Origin of the sequence: Chryseosolibacter histidinae (genome assembly GCF_018598225.1) — a bacterium.
In the GTDB taxonomy this organism is placed as follows: Bacteria; Bacteroidota; Bacteroidia; order Cytophagales; family Cyclobacteriaceae; genus Chryseosolibacter; species Chryseosolibacter histidini.
The window spans coordinates 164,295-188,945 of sequence record NZ_JAHESF010000008.1 but is presented as its reverse complement, the minus strand read 5'-3'; the positions used below and the strand labels follow the sequence as shown (position 1 = coordinate 188,945).

At 50.0% G+C, this 24,651-nt stretch carries 15 protein-coding genes; 9 read left to right on the top strand and 6 right to left on the bottom strand.

Annotated elements, in window-relative coordinates; all coding sequences use genetic code 11:
- Positions 1–268 precede the first annotated feature (268 nt).
- Entirely contained in the window at positions 269–4,426 is a 4,158-nt protein-coding gene (locus KK083_RS10555; protein WP_254163189.1) for a hybrid sensor histidine kinase/response regulator, read from the bottom strand.
- 382 nt (positions 4,427–4,808) lie between these two features.
- On the opposite strand from KK083_RS10555, the gene KK083_RS10550 reads away from it, so the two are divergent.
- Positions 4,809–5,318, top strand: coding sequence for a DUF4199 domain-containing protein (locus tag KK083_RS10550; RefSeq protein WP_254163188.1), 510 nt, complete (start codon positions 4,809–4,811; stop codon positions 5,316–5,318).
- A 179-nt stretch (positions 5,319–5,497) separates the two neighbouring features.
- On the opposite strand, the gene KK083_RS10545 is transcribed toward KK083_RS10550, so the two are convergent.
- The gene (locus tag KK083_RS10545) at positions 5,498–6,004 is read right to left on the bottom strand and encodes an ExbD/TolR family protein (protein WP_254163187.1); all 507 of its coding nucleotides are present in this window, start codon (positions 6,002–6,004) and stop codon (positions 5,498–5,500) included.
- A 143-nt stretch (positions 6,005–6,147) separates the two neighbouring features.
- Here KK083_RS10545 and KK083_RS10540 point away from each other — a divergent pair, with 143 nt between their 5' ends.
- The 6 genes from KK083_RS10540 (at position 6,148) to KK083_RS10515 (ending at position 13,153) form a co-directional block, all read left to right on the top strand.
- A complete protein-coding gene (locus tag KK083_RS10540; protein ID WP_254163186.1) occupies positions 6,148–6,546 on the top strand; it encodes a hypothetical protein in 399 nt (132 codons plus the stop codon).
- Positions 6,547–6,560: 14 nt separating this feature from the next.
- Complete coding sequence (locus tag KK083_RS10535; protein ID WP_254163185.1) at positions 6,561–9,056, top strand: DUF4132 domain-containing protein; 2,496 nt, start codon at positions 6,561–6,563, stop codon at positions 9,054–9,056.
- Between the two features lie 99 nt (positions 9,057–9,155).
- A complete protein-coding gene (locus KK083_RS10530; protein WP_254163184.1) occupies positions 9,156–10,016 on the top strand; it encodes an AraC family transcriptional regulator in 861 nt (286 codons plus the stop codon).
- A gap of 85 nt (positions 10,017–10,101) precedes the next feature.
- Positions 10,102–10,509 carry a YybH family protein gene (locus KK083_RS10525; protein ID WP_254163183.1) on the top strand — a complete coding sequence of 136 codons (408 nt, stop codon included), beginning with the start codon at positions 10,102–10,104 and terminating at the stop codon, positions 10,507–10,509.
- A 394-nt stretch (positions 10,510–10,903) separates the two neighbouring features.
- Positions 10,904–12,394 carry an MAC/perforin domain-containing protein gene (locus KK083_RS10520; protein ID WP_254163182.1) on the top strand — a complete coding sequence of 497 codons (1,491 nt, stop codon included), beginning with the start codon at positions 10,904–10,906 and terminating at the stop codon, positions 12,392–12,394.
- Between the two features lie 3 nt (positions 12,395–12,397).
- Positions 12,398–13,153 carry a hypothetical protein gene (locus KK083_RS10515; protein ID WP_254163181.1) on the top strand — a complete coding sequence of 252 codons (756 nt, stop codon included), beginning with the start codon at positions 12,398–12,400 and terminating at the stop codon, positions 13,151–13,153.
- 2 nt (positions 13,154–13,155) lie between these two features.
- Here the strand turns inward: KK083_RS10515 and KK083_RS10510 are convergent, their stop codons facing one another.
- A complete protein-coding gene (locus tag KK083_RS10510; RefSeq protein WP_254163180.1) occupies positions 13,156–17,169 on the bottom strand; it encodes an ATP-binding protein in 4,014 nt (1,337 codons plus the stop codon).
- Positions 17,170–17,374: 205 nt separating this feature from the next.
- Here KK083_RS10510 and KK083_RS10505 point away from each other — a divergent pair, with 205 nt between their 5' ends.
- Together KK083_RS10505 and KK083_RS10500 are read left to right on the top strand one after the other, a co-directional pair.
- Positions 17,375–17,962, top strand: coding sequence for an RNA polymerase sigma factor (locus KK083_RS10505; RefSeq protein ID WP_254163179.1), 588 nt, complete (start codon positions 17,375–17,377; stop codon positions 17,960–17,962).
- Between the two features lies 1 nt (position 17,963).
- Positions 17,964–18,692 carry a tetratricopeptide repeat protein gene (locus KK083_RS10500; protein WP_254163178.1) on the top strand — a complete coding sequence of 243 codons (729 nt, stop codon included), beginning with the start codon at positions 17,964–17,966 and terminating at the stop codon, positions 18,690–18,692.
- Between the two features lie 72 nt (positions 18,693–18,764).
- Here the strand turns inward: KK083_RS10500 and KK083_RS10495 are convergent, their stop codons facing one another.
- The 3 genes from KK083_RS10495 to KK083_RS10485 form a co-directional block, all read right to left on the bottom strand.
- The gene (locus KK083_RS10495; protein WP_254163177.1) at positions 18,765–21,530 is read right to left on the bottom strand and encodes a CHAT domain-containing protein; all 2,766 of its coding nucleotides are present in this window, start codon (positions 21,528–21,530) and stop codon (positions 18,765–18,767) included.
- Positions 21,500–23,497: a DUF7849 domain-containing protein gene (locus KK083_RS10490; protein ID WP_254163176.1), complete on the bottom strand. Its 1,998-nt coding sequence runs from the start codon at positions 23,495–23,497 to the stop codon at positions 21,500–21,502. Before KK083_RS10490 ends, KK083_RS10495 begins: the two co-directional genes overlap by 31 nt.
- A 100-nt stretch (positions 23,498–23,597) precedes the next feature.
- The gene (locus KK083_RS10485) at positions 23,598–24,590 is read right to left on the bottom strand and encodes a hypothetical protein (RefSeq protein ID WP_254163175.1); all 993 of its coding nucleotides are present in this window, start codon (positions 24,588–24,590) and stop codon (positions 23,598–23,600) included.
- Positions 24,591–24,651: the final 61 nt, after the last annotated feature.

Here is a 24,651-nt window from a genome sequence, read left to right as displayed (position 1 = left end):
ATGGCAGATCAGGTATTGTGTAATGGTTGCCAGTTACCGGTTGCCAGGTGGCCGGTTGAGGGCGTCATGATTTTTTAACCGGTGTGTTTCAGTTCCAATCCTGGAATAGTACATTAATCGATCAAACTCTTTTAAGTGTTGAAATGACATGACCAACGACGGGAGTCTTTCGATTGATCGGGGGATGGAGTTGCGGTTACTCGGTGCAGCCGTAATAATGTCACCAGTCTAACAAATAGTCTATGGATTATGGACCATAGACCATAGACTACTGACCAGTGACTTTTCCTTCTTCTGTTTGTTTGATAAAATCTGAAGGAGAATAGCCGAATTCTTTCGTAAAACAGCGCCTGAAGTATTTCATGTCAGTGAAGCCCACCATATAAACCACTTCAAACACCTTGTATTGTTTGGTCTTGAGCAGCTTGGCAGCCTCCTGCATTCTCAGCGAGCGGATGTATTCTATAGGCGAAAGGCCCGTGAGCATTTTCACTTTTTTATATACCAGCGAACGGCTCATGCTCAGCTCGTCGCACAGCTCATTGATGTTGAATTCCGGCTTGTCGAGGTTGGCGATGAGCTTCTCATAAATGGTGCGCAGGAAATTTTCATCCAGGGCATTGGCATTTTTGGCGGCCGGCTGCTGAACGTCGGCGGTGAAGAGGTTGCGGTAGAAACGCATCACGTTCTCGCGCGATTGCAGCAGGTTGTGAACCGTCAACCGCAGGATCTCCGGACTGAAAGGTTTGGTGATGTAAGCGTCGGCGCCTGTTTCGATACCTTCCTTGTGATCGGAGAGACTGGTTTTGGCGGTTAACAATATTAGGGGAATGTGGCTTGTGCGCATGCTGCTGCGAATGGCTTTGCAGAAGGCGATGCCATCCATTTCGGGCATCATCACGTCGCTGATGATCAGGTCGGGGTGATGTTGTGCGGCTACGTCAAGCGCTTCGCTTCCATTGGCGGCTTCGAAGATCTTGTATTCCTTCTCAAAATACTCTTTCAGGAATCCGCGGATCTCTTCATCGTCTTCGATGAGCAAGATGCTCTTGTATCCTTTTTTGGAATGCCCTTCTTCACGATCGTCATGCAGCAGGAAATCTGTTTTGAAGGCTGTGGCTGTGTCCTGTTCGAGGGCTGGCGTGGCAACGATCTCCTCGGGCCTGAAGTGCTCGTTCCCCAGCGGGATCTTGATGCTGAAGGTAGATCCGTTTCCTTCCACGCTGTCTACAAACACTTCTCCCTTGTGCAGGTGCACCAGCTTCCGCGCAAGCGAGAGGCCGATACCCGAGCTCATGGCACCGTAGTTCTCTCCTTTGTAGAACCAGTCGAAAATATTACCCAGGTGTTTTTTAGGTATGCCCACGCCATTGTCTTTGATCTTGATGCAGGCCCTGCCTTTCGGGAATTTGTCGTTCACCTGCCGCGTCACGTAAACGCTGATCTCGTTGCCCTGGCCGATGTACTTGAATGAGTTTGAAATAATGTTGTTGAGCACCATCTCGATCTTCTCGCGGTCGAACCAAAGCATGATCTCAGGCTGGTCTGCCTGAACATGAAACTGTATGTTCTTGTGGTTGGCCAGCTCCCTGAACGTGGCGCAGATCTCTTCCACGAAAGAAACGATGTTGTCTTCTCTTACTTTCAGGATCACCTTTCCATTTTCAATTTTCCGGTAATCAAGCAGCTTGTTGATGAGGTTGAGCAGCTTGTGCGCATTGCGGTATACCATTCTCAGCTTTCTGCCTGCGGCGGTTTCGACAGATTCTTTCGCCATCATCTCTTCGAGGGGGCCGATCATTAACGTGAGCGGTGTTTTGAACTCGTGCGAGATCTCCGTAAAGAACGTGAGCTTCTGCTGCACCAGGTGCCGTTCATGCTTGCGCTGCTGCTTGGCAATTTTCAGCCTCCTTCTCAGCTTGAGCTGCTTGGCGCGGAAATGAATGATAACATAAGCAATGGCACAGGTGGTGAGCATGTAAAGAAAATACGCCAACGGGGTCATCCAGAAAGGCGGCCTGATGGTCACCGCCACACTGGCGAAGGTATTGCCCCATTCATTTTCAACGTTCGATGCCTTCACTTTAAAAACATAGGTGCCCGGGTTCAGATAACGGTAGGTGGCCGATCGCTGGTTGCCCACGAAGTTCCAGTCGTTGTCGAGGTTCTCCAGTTTGTAAGCGTAAATGTTTTTCTCGGGATACGTGTAGTTCAGGCCCACGAATTCGAACGTGAGCACGTTCTGGTCATGCTTCAGGGTGATGTTGTCGGTGTGGTGGATAACCTGTGTTAAGATGGCGTTGCCCTCGAGGCTGTCGTTGATGTGTACAGGTTTGTTGAAGAGCGAAAATCCTGTAAGCATGATCTGGGGCTGCTTCAGGCCATCGGTCACCTGGTCAGGAAAAAAAACATTGAGGCCAAGCGTGCCACCCATGCACATGTATCCGCCCACGCCATTGAAGAGCGCCGAGCCCGGATGAAACTGCCCCTCTTGCAAGCCGTCGGAAGCGCCGTAATTGAAGAATTTATTTTTGCTCACATCGAGCTTCGAAATGCCGGCGTTGCTGCTCATCCACACATTATCCGCATGATCGGTGAGCACCGCGTAAACGGTGTTGTTCGCCAACCCGTCTTTTTCCGTATATCTTTTGAATGTGCGCTTGCGCGGATTGAAAACGCAGATGCCTCCGCCGCCCGTGCCCATCCAGATGTTGCCGTTCCGGTCTGCCTTCACGGCAAAAACGATATCGTTCTTCAGCTGCTCTTCCGAACGCGGATCGTTGAAGTGCCGCTGGAATTTTTGGGTGGAAGGTGAATAAGAATAGATGCCGTCGCCATAACACCCGATCCATAAATTGCCCTGTGCATCTTCGGTGATGGAACGGATGTCGCCCTCGCGCATCGCCCCGCGGAAATGCGGCGGATTGGCGTACGACCTTTCCTGCTCGTTCAATAAGCACAACCCGCCCCGGTTGGTGCCGATCCAAAGATTACCTTTCGAATCTTCGAAGATCACGCGCACATCGTTGCCACCGGTCTTCACCTGTTGTGCATTCTGATATTTGTAATTGATAAAAGAATTTTTCGATCGGTCATACAGGAACAGTCCCTGCGAATAAGAGCCGAACCAGAGCCTGCCCCGGCTGTCGCACAAGGCCGATAAGATGGCGTTGTCGCGCAGGCCGTTGTTGTTTTCTACGGAGAAATGCTGCAGCGTATTTCCATAGAGATCGGATTTGTAGATGCCGTTTCCATCCGTGCCCAGCCAGAGATTTCCTTCCGGGTCGTAGCAGATGCCGTAATAGGCAACAAAGCTCATCGCCGAATTTTCATACACCGGTTTCTGGATCCTGATAAAGTTCTCTTTACTGCTGCTCACCAGGTAAATACCTTCTCCGAAAGTGCCCACCCAGATGTTCTTGTCTTTGTCTTCGTAAATGGATTGAATGGTGCGTTTCGAGATGTCGAAGTCGCTGAGGCTTTTGATGCGCACAATGATGAAGTCGCTGAGCGGTCGTGTGGCAGACTGACGCAGGTCGAGCTGGTACAGGCCGCCCCCCTGTGTACCGATCCAGAGGTTGTCGTTGCTGTCGGCCAGCAGGGAGAACACATTCGCGCCGGAAACCGCGAGCTTGTTACCCGTGAACGCAAAGAATTTATTCTCCTGTCTTTTATACACCACCAGGCCTCTCTTGGTGCCGATCCATACGTTTCCAAACCTGTCTTCTGCCAGGCACTGCACGTTAGACGACAGTTCCTGGAAGCCGTGGCTAAGGTGGTCGAGCTTGCCGATCACTTCACCTTTGCTTACGCGGAATACGTTGAGCGCTCCCTGCTGTGTAGCCACCCATAACAACCCGAAGCGGTCTTCCATGAGGGCCACCGTTTTTTCGTTGGAGAGCCCGGGCAGAGTTTCCGGTGTATAAGGCACAAAGGTTTTGGTCTTTTTATTGAACGACGCGAACCCGCTTCCGTACCAGCCGATCCAGAGATTACCCGCGCTTCCCTGTGTAATGAAGCTCACGTCATTGAAGGTGTAGTCGGCGTGGTCTTTGAAGTTGTGTCTGTAAAGCGAAAAGGTCTCGTGGTCTGCATCGAATTCCAGCAAGCCTTTGCGGGATGATACCCAGAGTGTTCCTTCGGGATCTTTGAACACACTTTGAATAAAGTTATCGGCGATGCTGAACTTGTTGTCGGGATCGTAGCGGAAGGTTTTGAAAGAATAACCGTCGAAACGGTTCAGCCCGTCTTCGGTGGCGAACCACATGAGCGACTCATTATCCTGAACAATGCTGTTCACCACACCCTGCGAAAGCCCTGCATGCGTGCCCCAGTGCTTCACGAGGTTTCTCGGCTGAAGTTGGGCAATAACATTTTGTACAGATAACAGAACAAAAACAACAACGGTAAACTTTAGTCCATTCATACACGGTCGCATCATCAGTAATTCCTCGTAAAAGATACGAAATTGGATCCATCATTCCGCTCACCGTCGTGTTGGTGTGCCGACTGTGCCGACGTTGGTGTTCTTCACCAACGTCCCCTCTGCACCGATGTTGACGTGCCGATGTTGTATTCTTCACCTGTGTGCCGATGTTGGTGTTCTTCACCAACATCTCCAATCTCCATCCACCACATTCCTCTCATTAATGTCGCAAACAGCCCTACAAATTGTCGCTATAGCCACTCGCCTGGCTTTCACTGACCTTATATTTTTGCTTCCATAAAAACGAAACACATGACACGATCCAAAAGATAGACCCGCATGCGCTTCGTAAAATGTTCAACTCCAAAAAAATAAAACACTTATGAAACGATTTTCGATTGAGATCAAATGGTCATTGATCTTCGCTATCATGAACCTCGTCTGGGCGCTGATTGCCAAGGCGCTTAATTTTGACGACACCGCCATTCAATATGGACAGCTATTCAATACGTTGATCCTGATACCCGCTTTTGTGCTCTATCTGCTGGCGGGGTTCGACAAACGCAAAAATTATTATGATGGGATCATTTCATATAAGCAGGCGCTGGGCAGCGGGCTGATACTTTCGGTATTTGTTGCCTTTCTCGGCCTGATCACCACGTGGCTCTCTGTTTCGGTTATTTCTTCCGACTTGTTTGCCAATACCATCCAGTATGTAACCTCAACAGGACAAATGACGGCAGCGGAGGCACAACAGCAATTCAACCTCGGCTCGTTTATGATCATCGGTTTCTTCGCCGCTCCGGTTACCGGCCTGATCCTTTCACTGATCACAAGCGCTATCGTTAAAACTAAAAAGTCTCAGACGTTGGCCACTACCAAGATCGCCTGATCTTGCCAGTTGACAACAAGGCAATTGACCAAAGTGAACCGGGTTGGGTGCCAGTGCTGGTGTTCAGTGGGTGCCAGTGTTGGTGTTCTTCACCAACACTCCTAACAGTGAATCGAGCCGCAGGTTCTTAGCTTAGTGCCCACCTTTGTCAACTGTTTTCTTGTCAACTGTCAACTCATTTACAGCCCTGCCACAGGTGACGGAAGTATCGTTTTGTCATCGTCGGTGATATCCATGATCGCGTAACGGGTGATGCCGGTAATGGTGATCTCGTCGAGCACGTCAACCACATTTTCATATTTAGCTTCGTCCATCGGTTTGATCAGCACCATGATGTCTGGAACATCCTTGCGTCGCTCGAGCAGGACTTTCCGGATACCATCCTTTGAATAGTTTGTTAACCTGGCTTGCGGCTCGGGGCCGGTCCACCAGTACACCTTGTTATCACCGGCGAGCACCACGGAGAGTGCTTTGTCTGCATTGAGCAGCTGCGGTGGAGAAGGTGAGTTGTCAGGCATCTGGAGCTCCATAGCCATATCTTTTTTGAAAGTGGTGGTGAGAATAAAGAAGGTGAGCAGCAGGAAAGCGAGATCGACCATCGGGGTCATGTCTATTCTGGTGGATGATTTTTTTGCCCTCACTTTGCCCCCATTTTTGTGGGCGTTGTTTTGAGATATTTCAGCCATAGGTTTAGTGTTTAAAGCCAGGATGCGGCAAGTGTACTTTTTCCATACAACTTTTACAGAACCTTTCACCAGACGCTCATTGAAAAAACATCCCGAGAAAATAGATGCTTTTTTCGTATGTTGGTTCAAACAAAAATCGTCCTATGGAAACAGTGGTCCTGACAATCAGGGACAGAACCGGCGCCGGTAAGGTCACCCATGAAATGAGGGTTCCCCTAAGAACCGACAAGGTAACGGTACAAGACATTATTGAGGCACGCGTGATCGCTGAGGTTGACGCCTACAACGCCAAATTACCCGAATATTTTCAGGGCCTGGTTCAGCCTACCGATGCGGAAAGCACGCTGAATGGTTATAAGATGAAAGTGCGCAAGAAGGTCGATCCCGAGAAACAGGTCTATATTGCGCTGGATGCGTTTCAAAAGAACGCATATTTTGTGCTGATCGATAACAAGCAGGCTGAAGCACTTGATCAGGAAGTGCATGTAAAATCATCTACCACTGTAAGCTTTCTAAAACTGACGCCTCTTGTCGGGGGCTGACCACATCTATGGGAATGTTCGATTTTTTAAAAAAGAAGGATCCGGGAGGTCAACACCCGGAGTCTGCCGCGAGCGCTTCTTTAAGTTCCAGCATACAAGCTGACGCCGGTTTTGAAGCGATGTTCGAGAGGATCGTGGCCGAAGCCTTGGCTACTGAAAAAGGATATGCCCTCATGTCGTTCGCGCCCTTGAAAAGTTATCAGCCTTATCCCAACATGGACATGGCAGCGCGCAAGAGTTTCCTGTTCTTCGCAATTAACCGTGTGACGCAGGGAAAGGTCATGGGCCCAGATCCATGGAAGGCCGGCATGAGACTGATCGGATTTTTGCTGCTGGATGATCTTGACCTTGACGATAATGACCTGATCACGATCTCAGAAGGGTTGAAGCGTGTGAACAAAGCCGGCATGTTCGCCGAAGTGATACCCAACAATACCTTTATATCCATTCTGGAAAGGGAGATCAAAAAGAAAGGTGTCACCACCGGGTTGAGATCGGCGTTACTCAATCTGTCATTAAGAGGTTCCAGGTCTTTTCTGTCACCAGCGGAGACCAAAAGAGAAAATTATATCACCTTTCTTCTCAGTAACCAGGGTGAGACTGCGTACGACAAGTATGACCGGTGGGGCGAAGTGCTTGAGAAATTCTTCAGCACTTTATCAGAAGAGGAGAAAAAGTTTTGGGAAAAATTATTCGGGCATAGCAGGCAAGGCGGGAGCAAAAGTGACCCTTCGGCAAAATGGCTGAAAGAAGCCGGAGCCATGGTTGCGTCTATTGGAGAGGAGCGATATGCCGAAACACTGACCGCGTGGCTGGCCCTGGTAAAGGAGATCATCAGGGAATCGCACCAGACGCGCGAAAAGACCGATTTCCTGCGCGATGAAAATCACAACATTCTGAGAGGCCTTATATGGGCAGCCGGCACTATCAATCACAAGGCGCTGAACATGCAACTTGACGACTATGCGGCCTGGGCCTACAAGAAGAAGCCAGTCTTCGGTTCGATCTCTATCAAAACGGGGTCGGCATGTATGTTTGCTTTCAGTCAGCTACCGCTGAAAGACGGAGTCTCAAGACTTTCGAAGTTCAAGTCGCGCATCAAGAACAATTCGATCCTGAAAACGATAGACCGGTACATCGCTAACACGGCAAAAGCGCATGGGGTAACCGAGCATGAGCTGCAGGAGTTGTCGATGCCCGATTTTGAGATCGTGAATGGAAAGCTCAGCCTGGCGTTCGGCAACATTACAGGCATTTATGATGTTGACACCGCTACGCTCAGCTGGGAAAAAGACGGCAAAAAGCAGAAGAGCGTTCCGGCCGAGGTCAAAGATCACTACATCGCCGGCTTAAAAGATCTAAAGAACACGATCAAGGAAATTGAATCACTGCTTCCCGCAGTAAAAGACAGGGTGGAAAAAAGTTACCTGCACCAGCGAGAGTGGCAATTCAGGCGCTGGTGTGAGCTGTATCGCGATCATCCGTTCACCGCCGGCATCGCCAGGAGACTGATCTGGCACTTTTATGAAGGCGATCAGAAAGCGCAGGGTTTTTTCATGGATGGAAAGATCGTGGATGTGAACGAAAAGGAGATCAGCTGGCTCCGCGACGACACACGCGTGCAGTTGTGGCATCCTGTTGGATTTACCACCGCCGAGGTTCTGGCCTGGCGCAGCTTTATCAGAAAACACAAAGTTGTACAACCTTTCAAGCAGGCATTCCGCGAAGTATACATTCTTACGGATGCGGAGGTCAATACAGAGCTGTATTCCAACCGGTATGCCGCGCACATTTTACGACAGCATCAGTTCGCTGCATTGTGCAAGCAGCGTGGATGGATGTATCATCTGATGGGCGCCTGGGATTCGCACAACACGCCCACGCTGCGTCTGCCATCGTGGGGCATCACGGCGCAATATTATATAGACAGTGACCACCACATGGAAACGAACGACGCCGGTATCTTCAACCACGTTGCAACTGACCAAGTGAGGTTTGTAAGGGATAACAATGAGCCCATACCACTTTATGATGTGCCCGCGCTGGCCTTCACCGAGGTGATGCGCGATGTAGATCTCTTTGTAGGTGTGACCAGCATCGGCAACGACCCGAACTGGAATGATTCGGGAACACCCTTCATGAACACCTACTGGCAGTCGTATGCCTTTGGCGACCTGACTGAGTCAGCAAAGATGCGCGAGCAGGTGCTGCGCGATCTGATCCCCAGTATGAAGATCGCGCCGCTGTGCTCGTTCGATAAAAAGTTTCTGGTAGTGAAAGGCAAGTTCAGGACCTACAAGATCCACATGGGCAGTGGCAACATTCTGATGGAACCGAACGATCAATACCTGTGCATTGTGCCCTTGCGTGGCGGAGGCCCCACGGAAAAAGTATACCTGCCCTTTGAAGAAGATCACCTGCTCTCAGTCATCCTCAGCAAGGCTGTGCTGCTGGCGGAAGATGATAAGATCAAGGACCCAACCATTTTATCTCAGATCAATCGCAGGTAGATTTTGAGATGTGGGAGACTTGTGATCGATGGCTATACGGATGAGACGTTTGTATCTCAAATGTATTTCTTAAATTAGGTTATCCGCGATGGATGCCACATGATCACGCAATACGATTTTTTCAAGACCAAGTACGGTGAGGAGCTGCTCATCGACCTGATCCGTCTTGAAGATCTTGAAAAATACATCCGCTCTTCGCCGGTACAGCGCCTGACGTATTATGATATCACCATCATTGCTGAAGGACAGGGCACCTTCATCATCGACAACTGTGAACGGCCCATCGTTGCAGGCAGTGTATTCTTCAGCGCGCCGCACCAGATCCGGGAGTGGCGCATCGATAACATCCCGAAAGGGTATGCGCTGATCTTTGAGGAGGAATTTTTATGCACGTTCTTCAACGATGCACGGTTTGTGAAGCATCTTTCATGCTTTCATTCGGATGCGCCGGCGCACGTTTTGATGCTAACGCCGGCTGACCTCCGTACCATTTCAAATCTGCTGGAAGATATAAAAAACGAGATCAGCGTATTCAAAAGTACCGACACCCATGTGCTTCGGGCGTTGTTGTACCAGGTGCTGGCACTGCTGAACAGGAAATTCATGTCGGCCTATCCCTCATCTGGAGAAAAACGTATGAACAGGCATGTGAGCAGTTTCGTGCAACTGGTGAGTGCCCATCATCACCTGCATCGCTCCGTTGAGTATTACGCCGGGCAGCTGCACATCACGGCCGGCCACCTGAACAGCCTTGTAAAAGATCAGCTTGGCGTCAGCGCCAAAAAATACATCCTCAATCAAAATATCCTGGAAGCCAAACGGATGTTGCGTTATACAGACCGAAGCATCGATGAAATTGCCAGCGCGCTGAATTACGAAAATACCACCTATTTCATAAGGACATTCAGCACACATACCCACGCCACACCCCTTCAATTTCGAAGGCAATCCAATCCCTGAAAAAGTGTCTTTTCTTCCGGGTTTTTTATTACGCTGCTTTCGAACGCGGCGCTACCTTTGTTGAGCACCTGAAAAATGATCGTGTATGGCAACAATGACCACTCCCACTACGGATGTATCGGCAACCATCATTGCGCTGGAAAAGGCTGCCCTGGCAAAATGGTACCAGGGTGATCCGGACGGATATCTTGCGCTTTCCGCCGACGATGTGGTCTACTTTGATCCTTTTACAGAACAAAGGTTAGACGGACTGGAAGCGCTGAAAAAATACTATGAACCGATCAGGGGGCAGATACACGTGTCACACTACGACATGCCTAACTGCCGCGTACAGGCTGTGAATGATATGGCGGTATTAACGTTCAATCTTTTTTCATATCACGGCGACATTGCCTCCAAATGGAATTGCACCGAAGTATACCAGCGTGATAATAGCGGTCAATGGAAGATCATTCAAACACACTGGTCTTTTATCAAGCCCGAGCTCAAATAACCAATCACAACTTACCGGCTACTGAAAACTTGGCCCCTATTCATGGATCAGACGTGTCCTGGCCTTTGTGTGTCACCTAACCAAAAACCGCAACCAGCTTTCAACTTTCAACCTTAAACTTGAAACCTTAAGGACATATTCCGGTCTTTATCTCCTGTCTCAAATCTCACATCTAACCCCCCGTTTGTCCGAAAATTTACCAAAGCTGTCCTGAGATCATACATCCCAACCGTTGTGTCCGCTGCATCTTTGTAAGGTCGATTTTCAAGAATGGAGCGGTTTGGGGGCTTGCGAGCCAGGCGGGGGCGTGATCCGGCATCCTGGCTGTCTCCATTTTTTTTACACTGCTGTTTTGACTGATCTCTGCTTAATCATTTGATAAAACCCTATAACTATGGAAAAGCTCATTACAAAAGTAAAAGGCACAATTCCAGGACATGGAATTTTAGGAAAAGGATTTGACATTTTTGGCAGGCTTGATTCTTCTTCGGCCAAAGCGGTATTGTTCGATACCAGTAAACCCGATGACCGCATCTGGAATGACAGCGCCGCGGATATCGATTACGTGATGACACAGAATGTTGCCGACCCCGAGCCCACCGGGAAACAAGATGGTACCTGCATCACATTCGACTCTAAATCAGACTTTTCGAGCTCCCTGTCAATGGAGCTGAACGTAAAAGGAAGCTCGGTTGCCTTCGGTGGCGAATTCGATGCGCAATTCTCCGAGGTGCGGAACACCACCTCTGAACATCACATGGCGCTGTTAATGATGAAGTCGAGCTCATTCAGGCTTCAGCTGATCGACGATTCTGCCAATAGCCTCGACCAACATGTTTTGAAGGACCCTGACTTTTTGAACCTGCCCAAAAAATTTGATCGCGCCAATAATGACAATGTACGGCGGTTCATAAGGTTTTTCGAGAAGTATGGAACGCACTATGTATATGGCGTTGAAATGGGTGGACGAATGGACTACTGCATGTATATCGACAAATCGTACAGCTATTCAAGCACGGATATCTCCGCCAAGCTGAAACTTGAATTCAATGCAGCGTTTGTCAGCGGCGAAGCCAGCGCAGGGGTTGCATGGTCCAGCGTAGGCAAGGAATGGGCGGAGCGACGTACCGTCAAGCTGAAAGCTATCGGCCCCAACTCAACCCTGAACGCCATACTGCCGGGCTACGGATCAAACTTCAACGACGTGTTCGAAGCTTGGTTGGGCGATGTAAGACGCGCACCCATGCCGATCTCTTTCAATTTAAAACCGATCTACAACCTGTTCAGCGATAACCAGTACGATGCTATGAAAGAAGCGCTGGATTATTACACCAATAATCACATCAGCATCAAGATCATCGGAAAAGGAGCCATGAACAAGGCTTCCGGATATATCGATGTGAATGGAAAGAGCCTGAAGAAGCCGGAGTTCCAGGGCCCCGGTATCCAGGTAGCCGCCATCAGCCGTCATACACTGGAGACATTGGTAACGGGCAGCTTTATATTTGATGGCCTCACTACACAGTATACTTATAAACGCGCTGTGGACCTCATCGGAAAATATGCCAACAACAGTGAGGTTTTTCTGGTCATCGCCCTGTGGGATGTGCATCCTAACATGTATCCCTCTGACGATTTTCTTGCGCTTCTTTCAAAGATCGGCGCAGGAACGGCCATACAATCGTGGTTCAATGCAAAAGGTATTACAACGCCCAATGGTTCTGTCAGCTATGGCATCGTGGGCATCCCGGGTATTTCAGAGGGCAGGGCAGCGGAGGAGATATTATTGTCGGCCGTTGCGCATGCAAAACCGGCCACCATGGCAGTGGAAGCGTTTCTCGAACCTTCATTCAGAGATAATACTATTTGTTTTCAATTGAGCTAATGTATGGCAACGATTTTTCCAGGATGCAGAATTATGTCCTATACAAGAAGTAAGGGCGCGTTGACACAAACTTACAGCTCTGTTTGTGCATTACTCCATCACCCCGAGAGAAAGAAGCTTTATTTGCTTGCGTCGGGTCATTCATTCGATGTGACTTTGATACCCGATGGAACGGACGCTATTCTATTTAAAGACGATGATGAAAGTAAAGATAAAAGGGTAGTTTCCGATCATTTCTCTTCGCCGATAGGAAAGCTGAAATACCTGACCAGGACTATGATGGTGAAAGATTCGTATAAATTCTTGGACATTGCTTTAATTGAAGGCAGCGACGACTGTATCCATAGGGCAAGGCCATCTTTCGATTATGATCTAACTACCTATGATCCATCGAAGGGTACGTGTACGTTTAACACCAGACTTCCTCTCGATTTTAATAAATTCAAGGACGACGATTACGTCGTTTACAATATAATTGAAGGGCACGTGTCATTGCAGAGAAGCGGGCAAATAACAACAATAGAAGACAGTGGATTGATTCATACATCAATAGAAGGTGTAAAAGGTGATTCAGGAAGCCCTATTGTATGCAACCTGAGACCCAAACAACAGAAGATGCTTTTATTAGGAATGATATCCGGCGCGCTGAAGGATGCAGCTACTGCTTCTCAAAGTTTTGTAGGCTTTGATCGCATCTTTAGCCATATCAATGCGGTGCCTGAATTTACTGGAATTAGTTTATGGGCCGGCAACGCTTGAAATCAAAGTATCGTCGTGGATGGATATTTCAGTTCAGCAATACTGGAAGAAATACGATCGGGATCATTAGACTGTTTTTCCGACCGCTGCTGAACATACTCCGTTGGCGTGACCCCGTACAGCACCTTAAAACATTGAGCGAAGTACTGCGGACTCTCAAACCCAACCTGGTAAGAGACCTCGGCCACAGTGAGGTCTTTTACCAGCAACGTGGTTGCTTTGCTTAACCGGTAATTGCGGATGAACTCGCTGGCCGTGATGCCAACCAACGCTGAAAGTTTACGGTTCAGGGTGCGTGAGCTCATGCTGAAGTGGCTGGCCAGGTCTTCCACACCAATGGCGCGCTTGTCTTCGAGACCGTCGTCCAGGAACCGGTAGGCTTTTGTCAGGAACTCATTTTCTACGGGCGCGGGCGAAGGCTCCGCATTGTTTTTCAGGAGCTGGTTATAAAAATACGCGCGTTGTTTTTTCTGGTGCCCCAGCAGGTTGGCGATCCGTAATTGCAGCTCATCAAAGCTGAAAGGTTTGGCGATGTAGTCGTTGACACCGGTCTGAAGCCCTTCGATCCTGTTTTCAACCGATGTCTTTGCGGTGAGCATGATGAGCCCGATGTGACTGGTGTCTTCGGTCTCACGCACTTTTTTGCTCAGCGTGATTCCATCCATGTAAGGCATCATCACATCGGTAACGATCAGCTCGGGCATTTCTTTTACAGCCTGCTCCCAGGCGTCGTTGCCATTGGCTGCCGTGATCACCGAATAGGTTTTGGCCAGCTGCTCGGCGAGAAAACCCCGCAGCTGATCATTGTCTTCAGCGATCAGTATCACCGGTTTGCCGCCATGATCGGAGGTGATCGTTTCAGGAGGGTGTTGATCCGCAGGTCTGGCTTCATTAGCAGACGTGATCACCTTGCTGTCTGAAATTTCAGTTGCCACTTTACCGGATCGATCCAGCGGAAGCGTTACCGTAAAAACAGTTCCCTTGTCTACGGTGCTTTCAACCGTTATGGTTCCTTTGAGCAGGTTCGTCAATTCCTTCACCAGCGAGAGGCCGATGCCTGTTCCTTCATACGTGCGGGTTGCCCGGTCGTCGGCCTGATAAAAACGGTCGAAGATCCGCGGCAGCGCGTTGGCAGGAATACCGATTCCCGTATCGGCTATGCGCAGGCTGATCAGGTCGTGGCCGTTCCTGTTATCCGCACTTTTTACCATCATTTCTATGCGCCCTCCTGCGGGTGTGAATTTGATGGCGTTCGATAAAAGATTGGTGACAATGCGCTCGAGCTTGTCCTTGTCGATGAAATATTCGCGGCCATTGACCTCACTTTGAAACACCAACGCCACGTGGTTGCTGGCGGCAATGCTGTAGAAAGGCATAACCAATCCTTCCACGAATTTTTCAAGATCCACCGGTGCGACAGAGGTCTGCATCAGGCCAGCCTCGAGCTTCGAAAGATCCAGCAGCTGGTTGATGAGCTGCAAAAGCTGACGCGAGTTCTGCTGAATGAGCCTGAGCTGTTTTTTGTCCGTTTCCGGAAGTTCATTGCCCTTGAGCATCTGTTCCAGCGGTGAGATGATCAATGTCAAAGGTGTTCTGAACTCATGCGTAATGTTGGTGAAGAACCTGTTCTTGATCTCGCCCAGGTGTTTGAGCTGCTCCGCTTCTTTGTTCTTCAGGTCTACAAGGTTTTCGAGACGTATCTTTTTTACAGTGTACCGCACGTACCCGATTACTGCACTGATGAGCAAGATGGCATAGAACAGGTACGCGCCTTTTGTTTCCCACAGCGGCGGATCGATGGTAATAAAAACCTGCCTTACGTTTTTGCTCCACACACCCGACGTATTGGTGGCATTCAGCTCGAGCGTGTATTCACCGGGTGGTAATTTCGTGTAGTTGGCCATGCCCAGGTGGCCGCTGTAGTTCCAGTGCGCTTCAAACCCGTTCAGGCGATAACGGTATTGGATCTTATCAACATTGTTGAACTGCAACCCGGCAAAATAAAAGGTGATAAAGTTCTGATCGTAGTCCAGCGCGAGGGTGGCGGGTTCGTCTAACAGCGTTTTCAGCGCGCCGCCAGCACCCAGGTCTGCCTCCTGGTTGTTGATCTTCACCTTGGTAAGTCTCACGTCTGGCTGAAAGGTATCATCCACAAATTGAAGCGGATCGAATACCGTAAATCCTGCGGTGCCGCCAAAAGCAATACGGCCATCGGGGAGCTTCAGCTTGTGGAACGAATTGAACTCATCTCCCTGCAGGCCGTCGCTGCTGGAAAAATTCTGCATCGTAAAAGAAACAGGATCGAACCGGCATAAACCCTTGTTGGTGGAGAGCCAGAGGAAACCTTTTTCATCGGCTGCAATACAATAGATGGTGTTGTTGGGCAAACCGTTCTTCACAGCGAATGTCATAGCCTTCCCCTGCTGCAGATTGAAACGAACCAATCCTGCCCGCGTGCCGATCCATACTACACTGTCGTGGATGGGGTCGCGCTCAAGATCCGTTAGCTCGTTGGTAGGCAATGAGTCGGGGTTGCGCCCTTGTTTGTACCAGCGAGTTTCACCGGTTAATACGTTGATGGATATCAGCCCGTCGTGTTTAGTGGTGGCCCAGAGAATATCACCTTTTTTTACGATGTCAAGAATGTTGGTGGGATTGGTCAGTCGCCAATCTGCGCCCAGTGGATAAGCCCATGCTTTTTTACCAGCGTCGTAATAAACCGGAGTTCCCGTAAAGGAATAAACGCGCCAGCAGGTATCGTTGCTGATGGTCATGGGCGTGAAATAAAAGGCGGGATCATTGCCTTCCAGTAATGGCAACTCCGTAAATGTTTTTGTGCGAAGGTCAGCTACGGCCGCGTGTGCACCGGAAACCATCCACAGCGCACCCTTGCTGTTGTAATCGCAGCGGGTTTGTATATCGCGTGCGTATTGTTGTGTGTGCGGATGCGGGACCCACCTGGCCTTGTCGAACTTTAAGTCGAGCTGTTGGAGCAGGTCAACAAAAAAACCGGATGTGTAAGTGTACGACTGGAACGGCAACGATCTCAGGTTGAGCATCTGCAGGCCACTGGCGCTGTTGCCAAACCACGCCACACCGGAGCGATCGATGAGGAACGATTGTGCCTGCTCCAGCACTCCGCCCCAGACCTTGGTGGCCTTTTTTTCTTTTGGATCGTACTGATAAAGATCACTCATGACTTCAACATACAGGTTGCCGCCAGGCTCCCGTTGTGGCTGCGTGGTGGGCGGGATCTCGGCAGGTGATTTTTCATCAACCGGTATTTCACGAACCGAAAATTGTTTTGTGTCGAATAAAAAAAGCCCGTTCATCTCACGGATCAGGATAGTGTTGTCATCGACCATGGCAAGCCCCTCGGCAAAGTTCCGGTTGATGTTGACATCTTTCGCCACAGGAAAACCGAACGGTATCGAATGGACCACTTGATTTTGCCGATCGAGCCGTTGCACACCTTTCTGCATGAAGACCCAGTAATTTTTGTCGGGCGCTTCGATGATGCCCCTCACCGTATCGCACAACAAACCGGCTTCGCGTTTCGAGAGGTGATAAACCCGGTGCGCGCTCAGGTCGATCTTCCAAAGTCCGTTTCCCGGATCAATAAGCCAGACGTTGTCTTGCGAATCGACACTGATAAAGTTGGGACTGAAATGTTTGTATACCGCCTGGTAGACGGAGTCGCCGGTGAAAGCTTCGAACCGTTCCTCGCGTGGATACAGCACATCGATGGCTTTCGACTCGTGCAGGATCCAGATCCGGTTTTTGCGATCGCGGTAGAGGCTGGTGATGATGTTGGAAGAAATGTTGGTGGCACGCCTGTCGTTGGAATAAAAGACCTTGAACTCATGGCCGTCATACCGGGCGAGTCCGTCGCGGGTACCCAGCCAGATGAAGCCATCATCATCTTGAACGATGCCCGAAACGAAACCCTGGGGGAGGCCATCATTGACAGTGATGTGTTTTGAAATAAATGTTTTCTGCGCCGGCGATGACAACACCAGCAGGTGTAAAAAGGCGATTGTTACCGCAAGTTTAATGGCGGACCGATCAATGCAGTGAAATAACGAACACGGTAAGCGCTTCGTGGGGGCATCTTTCGTCATAACGTATTCTGCGCCAGGGTTGGGGGTTTATGGCAGAGGCTTAAATATTCTAATTTATTGGAATGAAAAAAAGGCGTGGCTGAAGTAAATTAAGACCTGAATGAAAATCAATAAGGAACCAGCACCCCATGCCGACCAACGCTACATTCAGGCGCTGCTCACCAACGATGGGGCCGTGCTGACGGAGATCTACCGGAAATTTTCGGGCAAAGTGGTCTCGTACATTAAAAAGAACAACGGCGATCACGAAGATGCCCGCGACGTGATCCAGGAGACCCTGATCACCCTGTATCAGCAGGCGCGTGATAAAAAACTGGTGCTCACCTGCCCTTTTGACGCGTATTTTTTCCTGTTATGCAAACGCAGGTGGCTCAATAAATTAAAAACGAAAAAAGGGGTAACAATAGACGAAACCGCCTCATCTATACCTGACGAAAGCACCAACCTGGTACTGGAAACCGAATTGTTCGAATCCAAAAACAGGCTTTTTGAATCAAAGCTCCGGGAGCTCGGCGACAAATGCCAGGAAGTGCTGCGATGGTCGTTCAAGTTGCCCTCCATGGAAGAAGTGGCTGCCAAGCTGAACGTCACCTATGCCTACGTCAGGAAGAAGAAGTCGCTCTGCCTCGGGCAACTTACCGAGCTGATCAGGCAATCTTCCGAATACAAGAAGTTAAAGGACCAATAAGATGGATGAAGATATCTACATACTCATAGACCGGTACCTGGCGGGTGAGCTCAGCGCGGAAGAAACACAGGATTTTGAGGGCAGGATCAGCACCGATACAGCGTTTGCCGAAAAGGTTCTGCTCTATCGTTCCGTGACCGAAAACCTGCGCTCGAAATTTTCAGGTGAAGAAGAGGAGGCCCGCCTGCGCGCGCGCCTTGCAGCAATAGCACAGGCAGAATTGCGGGAGGAAAAGCAGGCAAAAGTGGTCTCGCTGCGATGGTATCACTGGGCGGCGGCCGCCAGTATTCTGCTGATCGCGGTCGTGTGGTTCTACACCGGCAAGTCAGCGCTGCCCGAGTATACTGAATACGCTTCGCACGGACCGTTGGCGCTGGCGGAACGTGGAACAGATTCATTGCTGCAACAGGCAGAAGAAGCATTCAACACGAAGCAGTATACGCAGGCGATCCGTTACCTCAACCAGTTGCTGGAGACCGATCCTGACAACCGCGAGCTGCAGCTGTACAAAGGTGTAGCGCTGCTGGAAACGGACCGCATCAGCGAGGCTGAAGCCATTTTCAGCGCCATCAGAAACTCAGACACCGCCTATAAGCATAAAGCAACCTGGTACCTGGCACTAAGCGCGCTCAAACAAAAAGACTACGATAAATGTCGCGCACTCCTTGAGCAAATACCCAAAGAGTCGGAGGATTATGCTAAGGCCAGGGAAATCCTGCGCAGGTTATAGTAATCAGTGATCAGTAATCGGTAATCAGTGTACGCTCCACCGATTACCGAATACCCGAATACCGATTACCGTTTACTCACTAAGCGAGGCGTGCCGGTCGCGTCTTCTCAAAAACAGGTACAGCACGAACAGGAACGTCAGCAGCAACAGGCCCATCTCGAACCAGGTGATCTTTGAATGTTGTGGCAGGTGATCGCTGTTGACGTTGATATCGCCATAGTAAATAAAAGATGCCCAGAAATAAGGTGACTTCTGGAAATTGCCGATGCCTTCGTTCGCAAGATAGTCGAGCTTGGCAAGGCGCAGCGCTCCTGGTTTGGACTCGCCATCGAAGTAATGCTCATAAAACGAAGCCATCAGCCGGGCCGTGGAGAGATCGTTCACCTTCCAGAGCGAAAAGACGATGTTATGCGCTCCGGCATATTGAAAACCCCGCGCCAGGCTTAGCGCTCCTTCACCCTTCAGCAGTTTTCCGACACCCGTTTCGCAGGCGCTCAGCACCATGAGGTCCGGATCGATCCGCAGCCCGTATACCTCGGGCAAATACAATGTGCTGTCTACGAACTCGATGGAGGGTGGAGTCAGCCATGATCCCGCATCGGCATGCGTTGAAAGGTGGATGATGTTGTAATGGTGAAGGTTTTCTCCGAAAGCTTTTTTCGTTGCCTGGTTATCGAACAGGAATTTGCCATCCACATACAGTTGCATGCTTTGAGCTTCTGTCTCCGAATGTTTCAGCACGCGGTTGGTGTTCCTGAAAACAGGGAACATGGCCAGGGCGCGACTGCCGTTCAATGAAGTGGCCGGTGTTCTGCTGGTGCCGGCATAGCTCGCGGTAGACGATGCGTAGCTGACCCTGAACTTTTTGATCAGGTACGGCAGCGACGCATAGTCCAGGGCGTTGCTTGCCTGAAATAAAAGCGCCTCGAACGGAACGTAGTTCAGCAAACCATCCGGAACGATCACCAGGTTTTTGGTTACGGCTTCCGTTGGGATCTGAAGGAGATTGTTGAGCTCGAAAGCGATTTTTTTGTAACGCCCGGTTTCATTGTTAATGCCCGCGGGTGAAGCGAACAGGTCGTTCAGGGCGCGGATGTGGTCATAGATGGCCTGTGTCTGCGGCAGCTTATGGAATGAAAGGGAGCCCTTGTCAATTATAAACGCATACAGCACATCCTGCCCGGCTACATAGCTCATCAGCGTGGCATCTTCGCGGCCAAGTTTTTGCTGCAACAACGCCAGGTCAATGGGTACAATGCTTTCGGTGGCGCTGTACTGCGGATATTTTTCGGCGATAGACCTTTGCAGCGACTTGATCTCGATAGACATTTCGGTCTGCCGCGCCGTGAGCGTATTGATGTGGGCAACATCCGCGGCTTCACCTTTCATTTGTTCCATCACCAGCTCACTGGCGAGCTTTGCATTTTTATATGTGAGGTCATGTTCACGTTTCAGCAGGCTGTCGTGCCTGATCCATTGGCTGCGCGCATTCACTTCAACGGCTTCGCGCAGCACCACGGCTTTTGTTCGCTCTGCCAGCTGGAACGCCCGGATCACGAACGTGTGATCTTTTGTTCGTTCGTAAAGGTCATGCAAAATGGTCAGGCATTGCATCGTACGGTTCCTGATCTCCACCTGTTGCTGCAGCCGGTCTGCCTGGTAGTGATAGGTCTGGCGCAGCAGGTCTTCAGTCTCAAAGCTGAGCTCGAAACATTGCAGCGCTTTCGCGGGATCACGTTTCATGTAAAGTCCGGCCAGCCCGTCGAGAATTTCCTTGATCGTATTCTCAGGATAGAGCATCGCCTTGTCCGGAAGATCGGTTTCATTTTCAGGTTTGTAACCCGGCAGCAAGAGCTTCAGTGCCTGCTGATAGTGTTTCAATGCAACGTCATGCTGTTGCTGCAGCGCGCGGATGCTTGCGTATTCGGAGATCAGCTTCGCCAGCTCACGTTTCTGGAACACGGCCGGATTTTCGGTTACGATCTTCCGCGATCTTTCAATGCAACGCAGCGCTTCATCTGTATCTCCTTTCTTCAGGTTGAGCAACGATAATATTTTCCAGGTGTTCACCACTTGCGGCAGCACTTCATTGCCCCTCACATTTTTAAAATGGTTCAAAGCCTGCAATGCGTAACGGGAAGCTTCTGCCTGTTGCCCCAGGTCGAAAAAATTCCGGGCGAGATTGGAGCAGATCGCACCTTTTTTCGATGCGGCAATATCCCTGGTGCCCAGTGCATTTTTTAAAAGCCCGATAGCATCTTCCTGCTTGCCCGTGTCGTGATACACAATGGAGAGGTTGATGATAGCCGACACCAGGTGCTGCGTATTTTTCTCTTGCTCGGCCTTGAACAAGTAGTGTTTAATGATATTGGCGGCGCTCTGGTAATCGCCTAGCATGCTGTAGCTGTTGCCCAGTGGCTTCAGGCAATATTCCGTGATGTCGAACCCGGTAAGGTTGTGCTGGCTGTAGATCTTCCAGGCGTTTTCGTAGGCATCCACTGCCTGATGTATGTCACCGAAGCGTGCGGCGTAATAACCATAATTGCATTGCATGATCACATAGGCTATACGCTCATCGTCTGTTCGCAGCGGCCGCCAGCACATGCGCTCGCAGTTCTTCAGCAGTGAAAGCCGTTCTTCTGTCGGGTTCATTAGAAAAGCATCCACGTAAGTGTAAATAAAATTCGCAAGGTCGTCATGCAGTCTCCGCTGTCGTGCAAGGCTGTCAGGCAACGATCGGGCTTGCTGCGAAAACCCGCTCAGCACAACACAGAAGAAAAGCACTATGGTGGACAGGCATTTCATCATCAGAATTTCCAGGCAGCATAGAACTGCCATTGCGTGTTCGGTTCATTAAAACAATAGTGGTAACGTACGCCCAGTGAAGGCCCTATACGCGACGATCCGAGCACAACATCTGCAAACAGCGCGGTGTTCCACTCCGTGAAGGTGGTTTTGTCTGATGTTGCGGTGGTATAATCCTGGCTTGCGATCCGTTCCTTAAAAGGTTTTTGCCCGTTAGCAGTCTGGCCACCTTGCAGGTAATATTCATGCGTGGCATTTTTCTTCACCGTTTCCGATGCTGCCGTGCTGAGCTGAACACCGGCACCAAGCCCGATGAAGGCGTTGAGGTTGTAACGGTACGATGCTGGCACAATGTAAAGCATGGTGTTGGTGTACCGGCTGCGCTCGTGGATGTCATAAAGGTCATAGTTGCGGTCGGCCCTGAGGTTCATCTGCTCGTAGCTCACCGTATCAGCGTAAGTATGCCGCCCCACCATGATCTCCGCCTGCCAGTATCCCCTGTACGATTTGTAAGGTGAAAGCGTCACACCTGCGAAATAATTTTCGGAGTTCATAAGATCAGCGATCACGTTCGAGCCAACTTTCGCACCGAGTGATAAACCGGGCTTAAAACGTGTGGACGAATAGTTGGTGAGCACGGGCTCATTCTTGTCGAAAATGATAGCCGTGCGACTCACAGAATTGCGCTTCGGTACCTTGTTGTTGAACCGCAGCGCATATTTGACGAAGCCACGGGTTGAATCTTTCTCTCCCACATTTTTCTGATTGCTGCCGGGCAGGTAGATGTTCTTGAAATGAAAGACTATCTTCTGATCCATGAACAGGGTATCCAGGCAACTGTACGTTACTTCTGTGCTGTCAGGACAGATCGGACACTTTGGATACATATCGAGCACCTCGAGGGTTTGCTTATCAAACATGGGCGACGTGTCAACATTCAGCTTGATGGAGCGTGCGGGGCCTTCGCCGTTGTTCTGGAAGCGCACCTTGAACTGCAGCTTTTTATTCTTCACAAACCGGTAATTCAATCGCGCATCCGAAACCGACATTTTGTTCGGGTCGTGCGACGTAACGATCTCCATCTCCAGGTCTTTTACCTTATGCGCATCCTTGCCACGATCGGGTACATACACACCCCGGATGGTGATGATGGCGTTGGTATCTTTCAGCATCTCGGGTGTTGTCTTCAATGAATAGAACACATTGCGCGCCTGCCCTGCTTCCAGGTCGTTGAACTCGAGGATGAGCGAGCTCCGGTATTTGGCCCGCGACTCTTCCAGGTCCTGTTGCAAGGTGTGCCCGTCATTATCATCGTTATACATCGGGAACCAGGTGGGCTTCGGTGAGGCCGATGCCAGCAACCCGTAGGCGTGATGCGGAGGTGTATGCATTGCCACGGTCAGGTTTTCCTGGACCTCCTTCTCACCATAATGGGTCCTTGTTTCGGTGAGCACAAAATTTTCGTTTTTGAACCGGTTCTCATTGTAGAAAAGATACAGCTTGCCGTTGCAGGGGAGCTCGGCAGAATTTCCATAGCTGGCAACCACCACGATCTCTTCATCGGGAACTGGTGCCCGGTTGATCTGCAGGCGCAATCCGTCATGATCTTGAAGGCCTTTTAAATCCCCTTGTGTATCCTCATAGGTGATCTTCTTTACAGGAATTTTTTGTGGCCTGCTGGGCGGAGGTTTGCCGTTGTCATAATTATTGGTGGTCCAGAGCTGCACTTTGTGCTCGCCGGTTTTTTTGTAAACATGCTTCGGCTTCGGATCAACACTGTAGTGGCCATCACCAAACTCCCAATAGAAAGTGTAGAAGGCAGCCGGTGCGCCCTGGATCTGCTGCAAAGGTGGCGTAATGGCAGAGAACTCCGCTTCGTTATCGTTGAGCGAGTAGGTGATCTTCGTCTCCCTGGCCGTAGTATCGCTTTTCAGCGCCTGCGCGATGGCGTGGTGCTGAAGATAACAGCAGATAATCGCTATGAAATAGGGTCGTATCATAGAATGTTGGGCTGGTCAGCAAAAAAAGATCAACTGCAATCCGGAGTTAAATTACCGAATTGCAGTTAAATACTTCAATTAATTATTCGGTCACCGGGCATCAGGGCAGATCGTTGACAAGGGTCTCCAGCAGCGCCTCGGTTACAGGCTGCACATTGCTGATCACCTGCACATGGTTCTGCGTGATGGTGGCTTGCTGGATAGCGTAATTCCACTGGCCATCTACAATAGAGACGAAGATGAAATGTACCTGCAGGCCGATGGGGATCAAACCATAGTGTTCAGTGAATAACCCGGTAGCATCATCGTACACATCGAAAGAAGCAAGGGCTGCGGGCTCACCATCGTACGACAGGTATACGGCACAGTTCGTTTTGTTATAACCTTCGGGCACATCAACATGGATGGTGGTCTTCGGCCTCGGATCGCTGTACCACTTGTCGATGTTGGTCCAGCCGAATTTTGATTGAAACGCCATGTATTCAGTTTGCTGAACTCCACCGGTACCATTGCCCTTCTGGCCAACCTCCACGCGGTTCTGTCCCTGTACCCACTCGAGCTTACAATCGTTGCCGTCACACTTCTCGACACCATTGAAGATGAACATACCTTCGTTGGCTCCGCCGGTGTTATCAACTGGTGCCGTCAGCAGAAATCCGTTGGCCGGTTTCAGCTGTTGTCCGTTCTGCGTGGCGTTGACGAAGAACTCTCCGCCTGAGATGAGGGTGCTCATGGCGCCATCGGCCGTTCTTCCGTTGGTAGGTTTTCTGCCCAACAGCATGTCTGACTTTTTGTAGATCTCCACCAGCTCGATTTTTACATCACCTGTCACGGGCGCACCATCCAGCGTCAAAAAGGAATTTGAATAGAAAGTCACCTTGGTTCCCTGCTCACCGGTTACAATGCCTCCGTCAGCAGCCTTGATCGTAAATTCCTGCTTAAGGTCATCGATATGGTTGCTGAAATTCTCGAGCAATGCTTCGCCATCGATCTTCGGAGATGGTTTCACACCTTTCTCATCGTCACAGCCGGAAGCCGAAAAAAGAATGGCACCAGCCAGCACCATTTTAAAAAATACGCGCATGTTTTTCATAAGTCTGAATTTTTTGGTTTTGTCAGCCTTATATCAACACGTCGCCGGGTTTGTTACCCAT

What these genes read in the sequence shown, in the direction of transcription:
- KK083_RS10555 (WP_254163189.1), bottom strand. Translation starts at nt 4,426, where the DNA reads ATGAATGGACTAAAGTTTACCGTTGTTGTTTTTGTTCTGTTATCTGTA.
- KK083_RS10550 (WP_254163188.1), top strand. Translation starts at nt 4,809, where the DNA reads ATGAAACGATTTTCGATTGAGATCAAATGGTCATTGATCTTCGCTATC.
- KK083_RS10545 (WP_254163187.1), bottom strand. Translation starts at nt 6,004, where the DNA reads ATGGCTGAAATATCTCAAAACAACGCCCACAAAAATGGGGGCAAAGTG.
- KK083_RS10540 (WP_254163186.1), top strand. Translation starts at nt 6,148, where the DNA reads ATGGAAACAGTGGTCCTGACAATCAGGGACAGAACCGGCGCCGGTAAG.
- KK083_RS10535 (WP_254163185.1), top strand. Translation starts at nt 6,561, where the DNA reads ATGTTCGATTTTTTAAAAAAGAAGGATCCGGGAGGTCAACACCCGGAG.
- KK083_RS10530 (WP_254163184.1), top strand. Translation starts at nt 9,156, where the DNA reads ATGATCACGCAATACGATTTTTTCAAGACCAAGTACGGTGAGGAGCTG.
- KK083_RS10525 (WP_254163183.1), top strand. Translation starts at nt 10,102, where the DNA reads ATGGCAACAATGACCACTCCCACTACGGATGTATCGGCAACCATCATT.
- KK083_RS10520 (WP_254163182.1), top strand. Translation starts at nt 10,904, where the DNA reads ATGGAAAAGCTCATTACAAAAGTAAAAGGCACAATTCCAGGACATGGA.
- KK083_RS10515 (WP_254163181.1), top strand. Translation starts at nt 12,398, where the DNA reads ATGGCAACGATTTTTCCAGGATGCAGAATTATGTCCTATACAAGAAGT.
- KK083_RS10505 (WP_254163179.1), top strand. Translation starts at nt 17,375, where the DNA reads ATGAAAATCAATAAGGAACCAGCACCCCATGCCGACCAACGCTACATT.
- KK083_RS10500 (WP_254163178.1), top strand. Translation starts at nt 17,964, where the DNA reads ATGGATGAAGATATCTACATACTCATAGACCGGTACCTGGCGGGTGAG.
- KK083_RS10495 (WP_254163177.1), bottom strand. Translation starts at nt 21,530, where the DNA reads ATGGCAGTTCTATGCTGCCTGGAAATTCTGATGATGAAATGCCTGTCC.
- KK083_RS10490 (WP_254163176.1), bottom strand. Translation starts at nt 23,497, where the DNA reads ATGATACGACCCTATTTCATAGCGATTATCTGCTGTTATCTTCAGCAC.
- KK083_RS10485 (WP_254163175.1), bottom strand. Translation starts at nt 24,590, where the DNA reads ATGAAAAACATGCGCGTATTTTTTAAAATGGTGCTGGCTGGTGCCATT.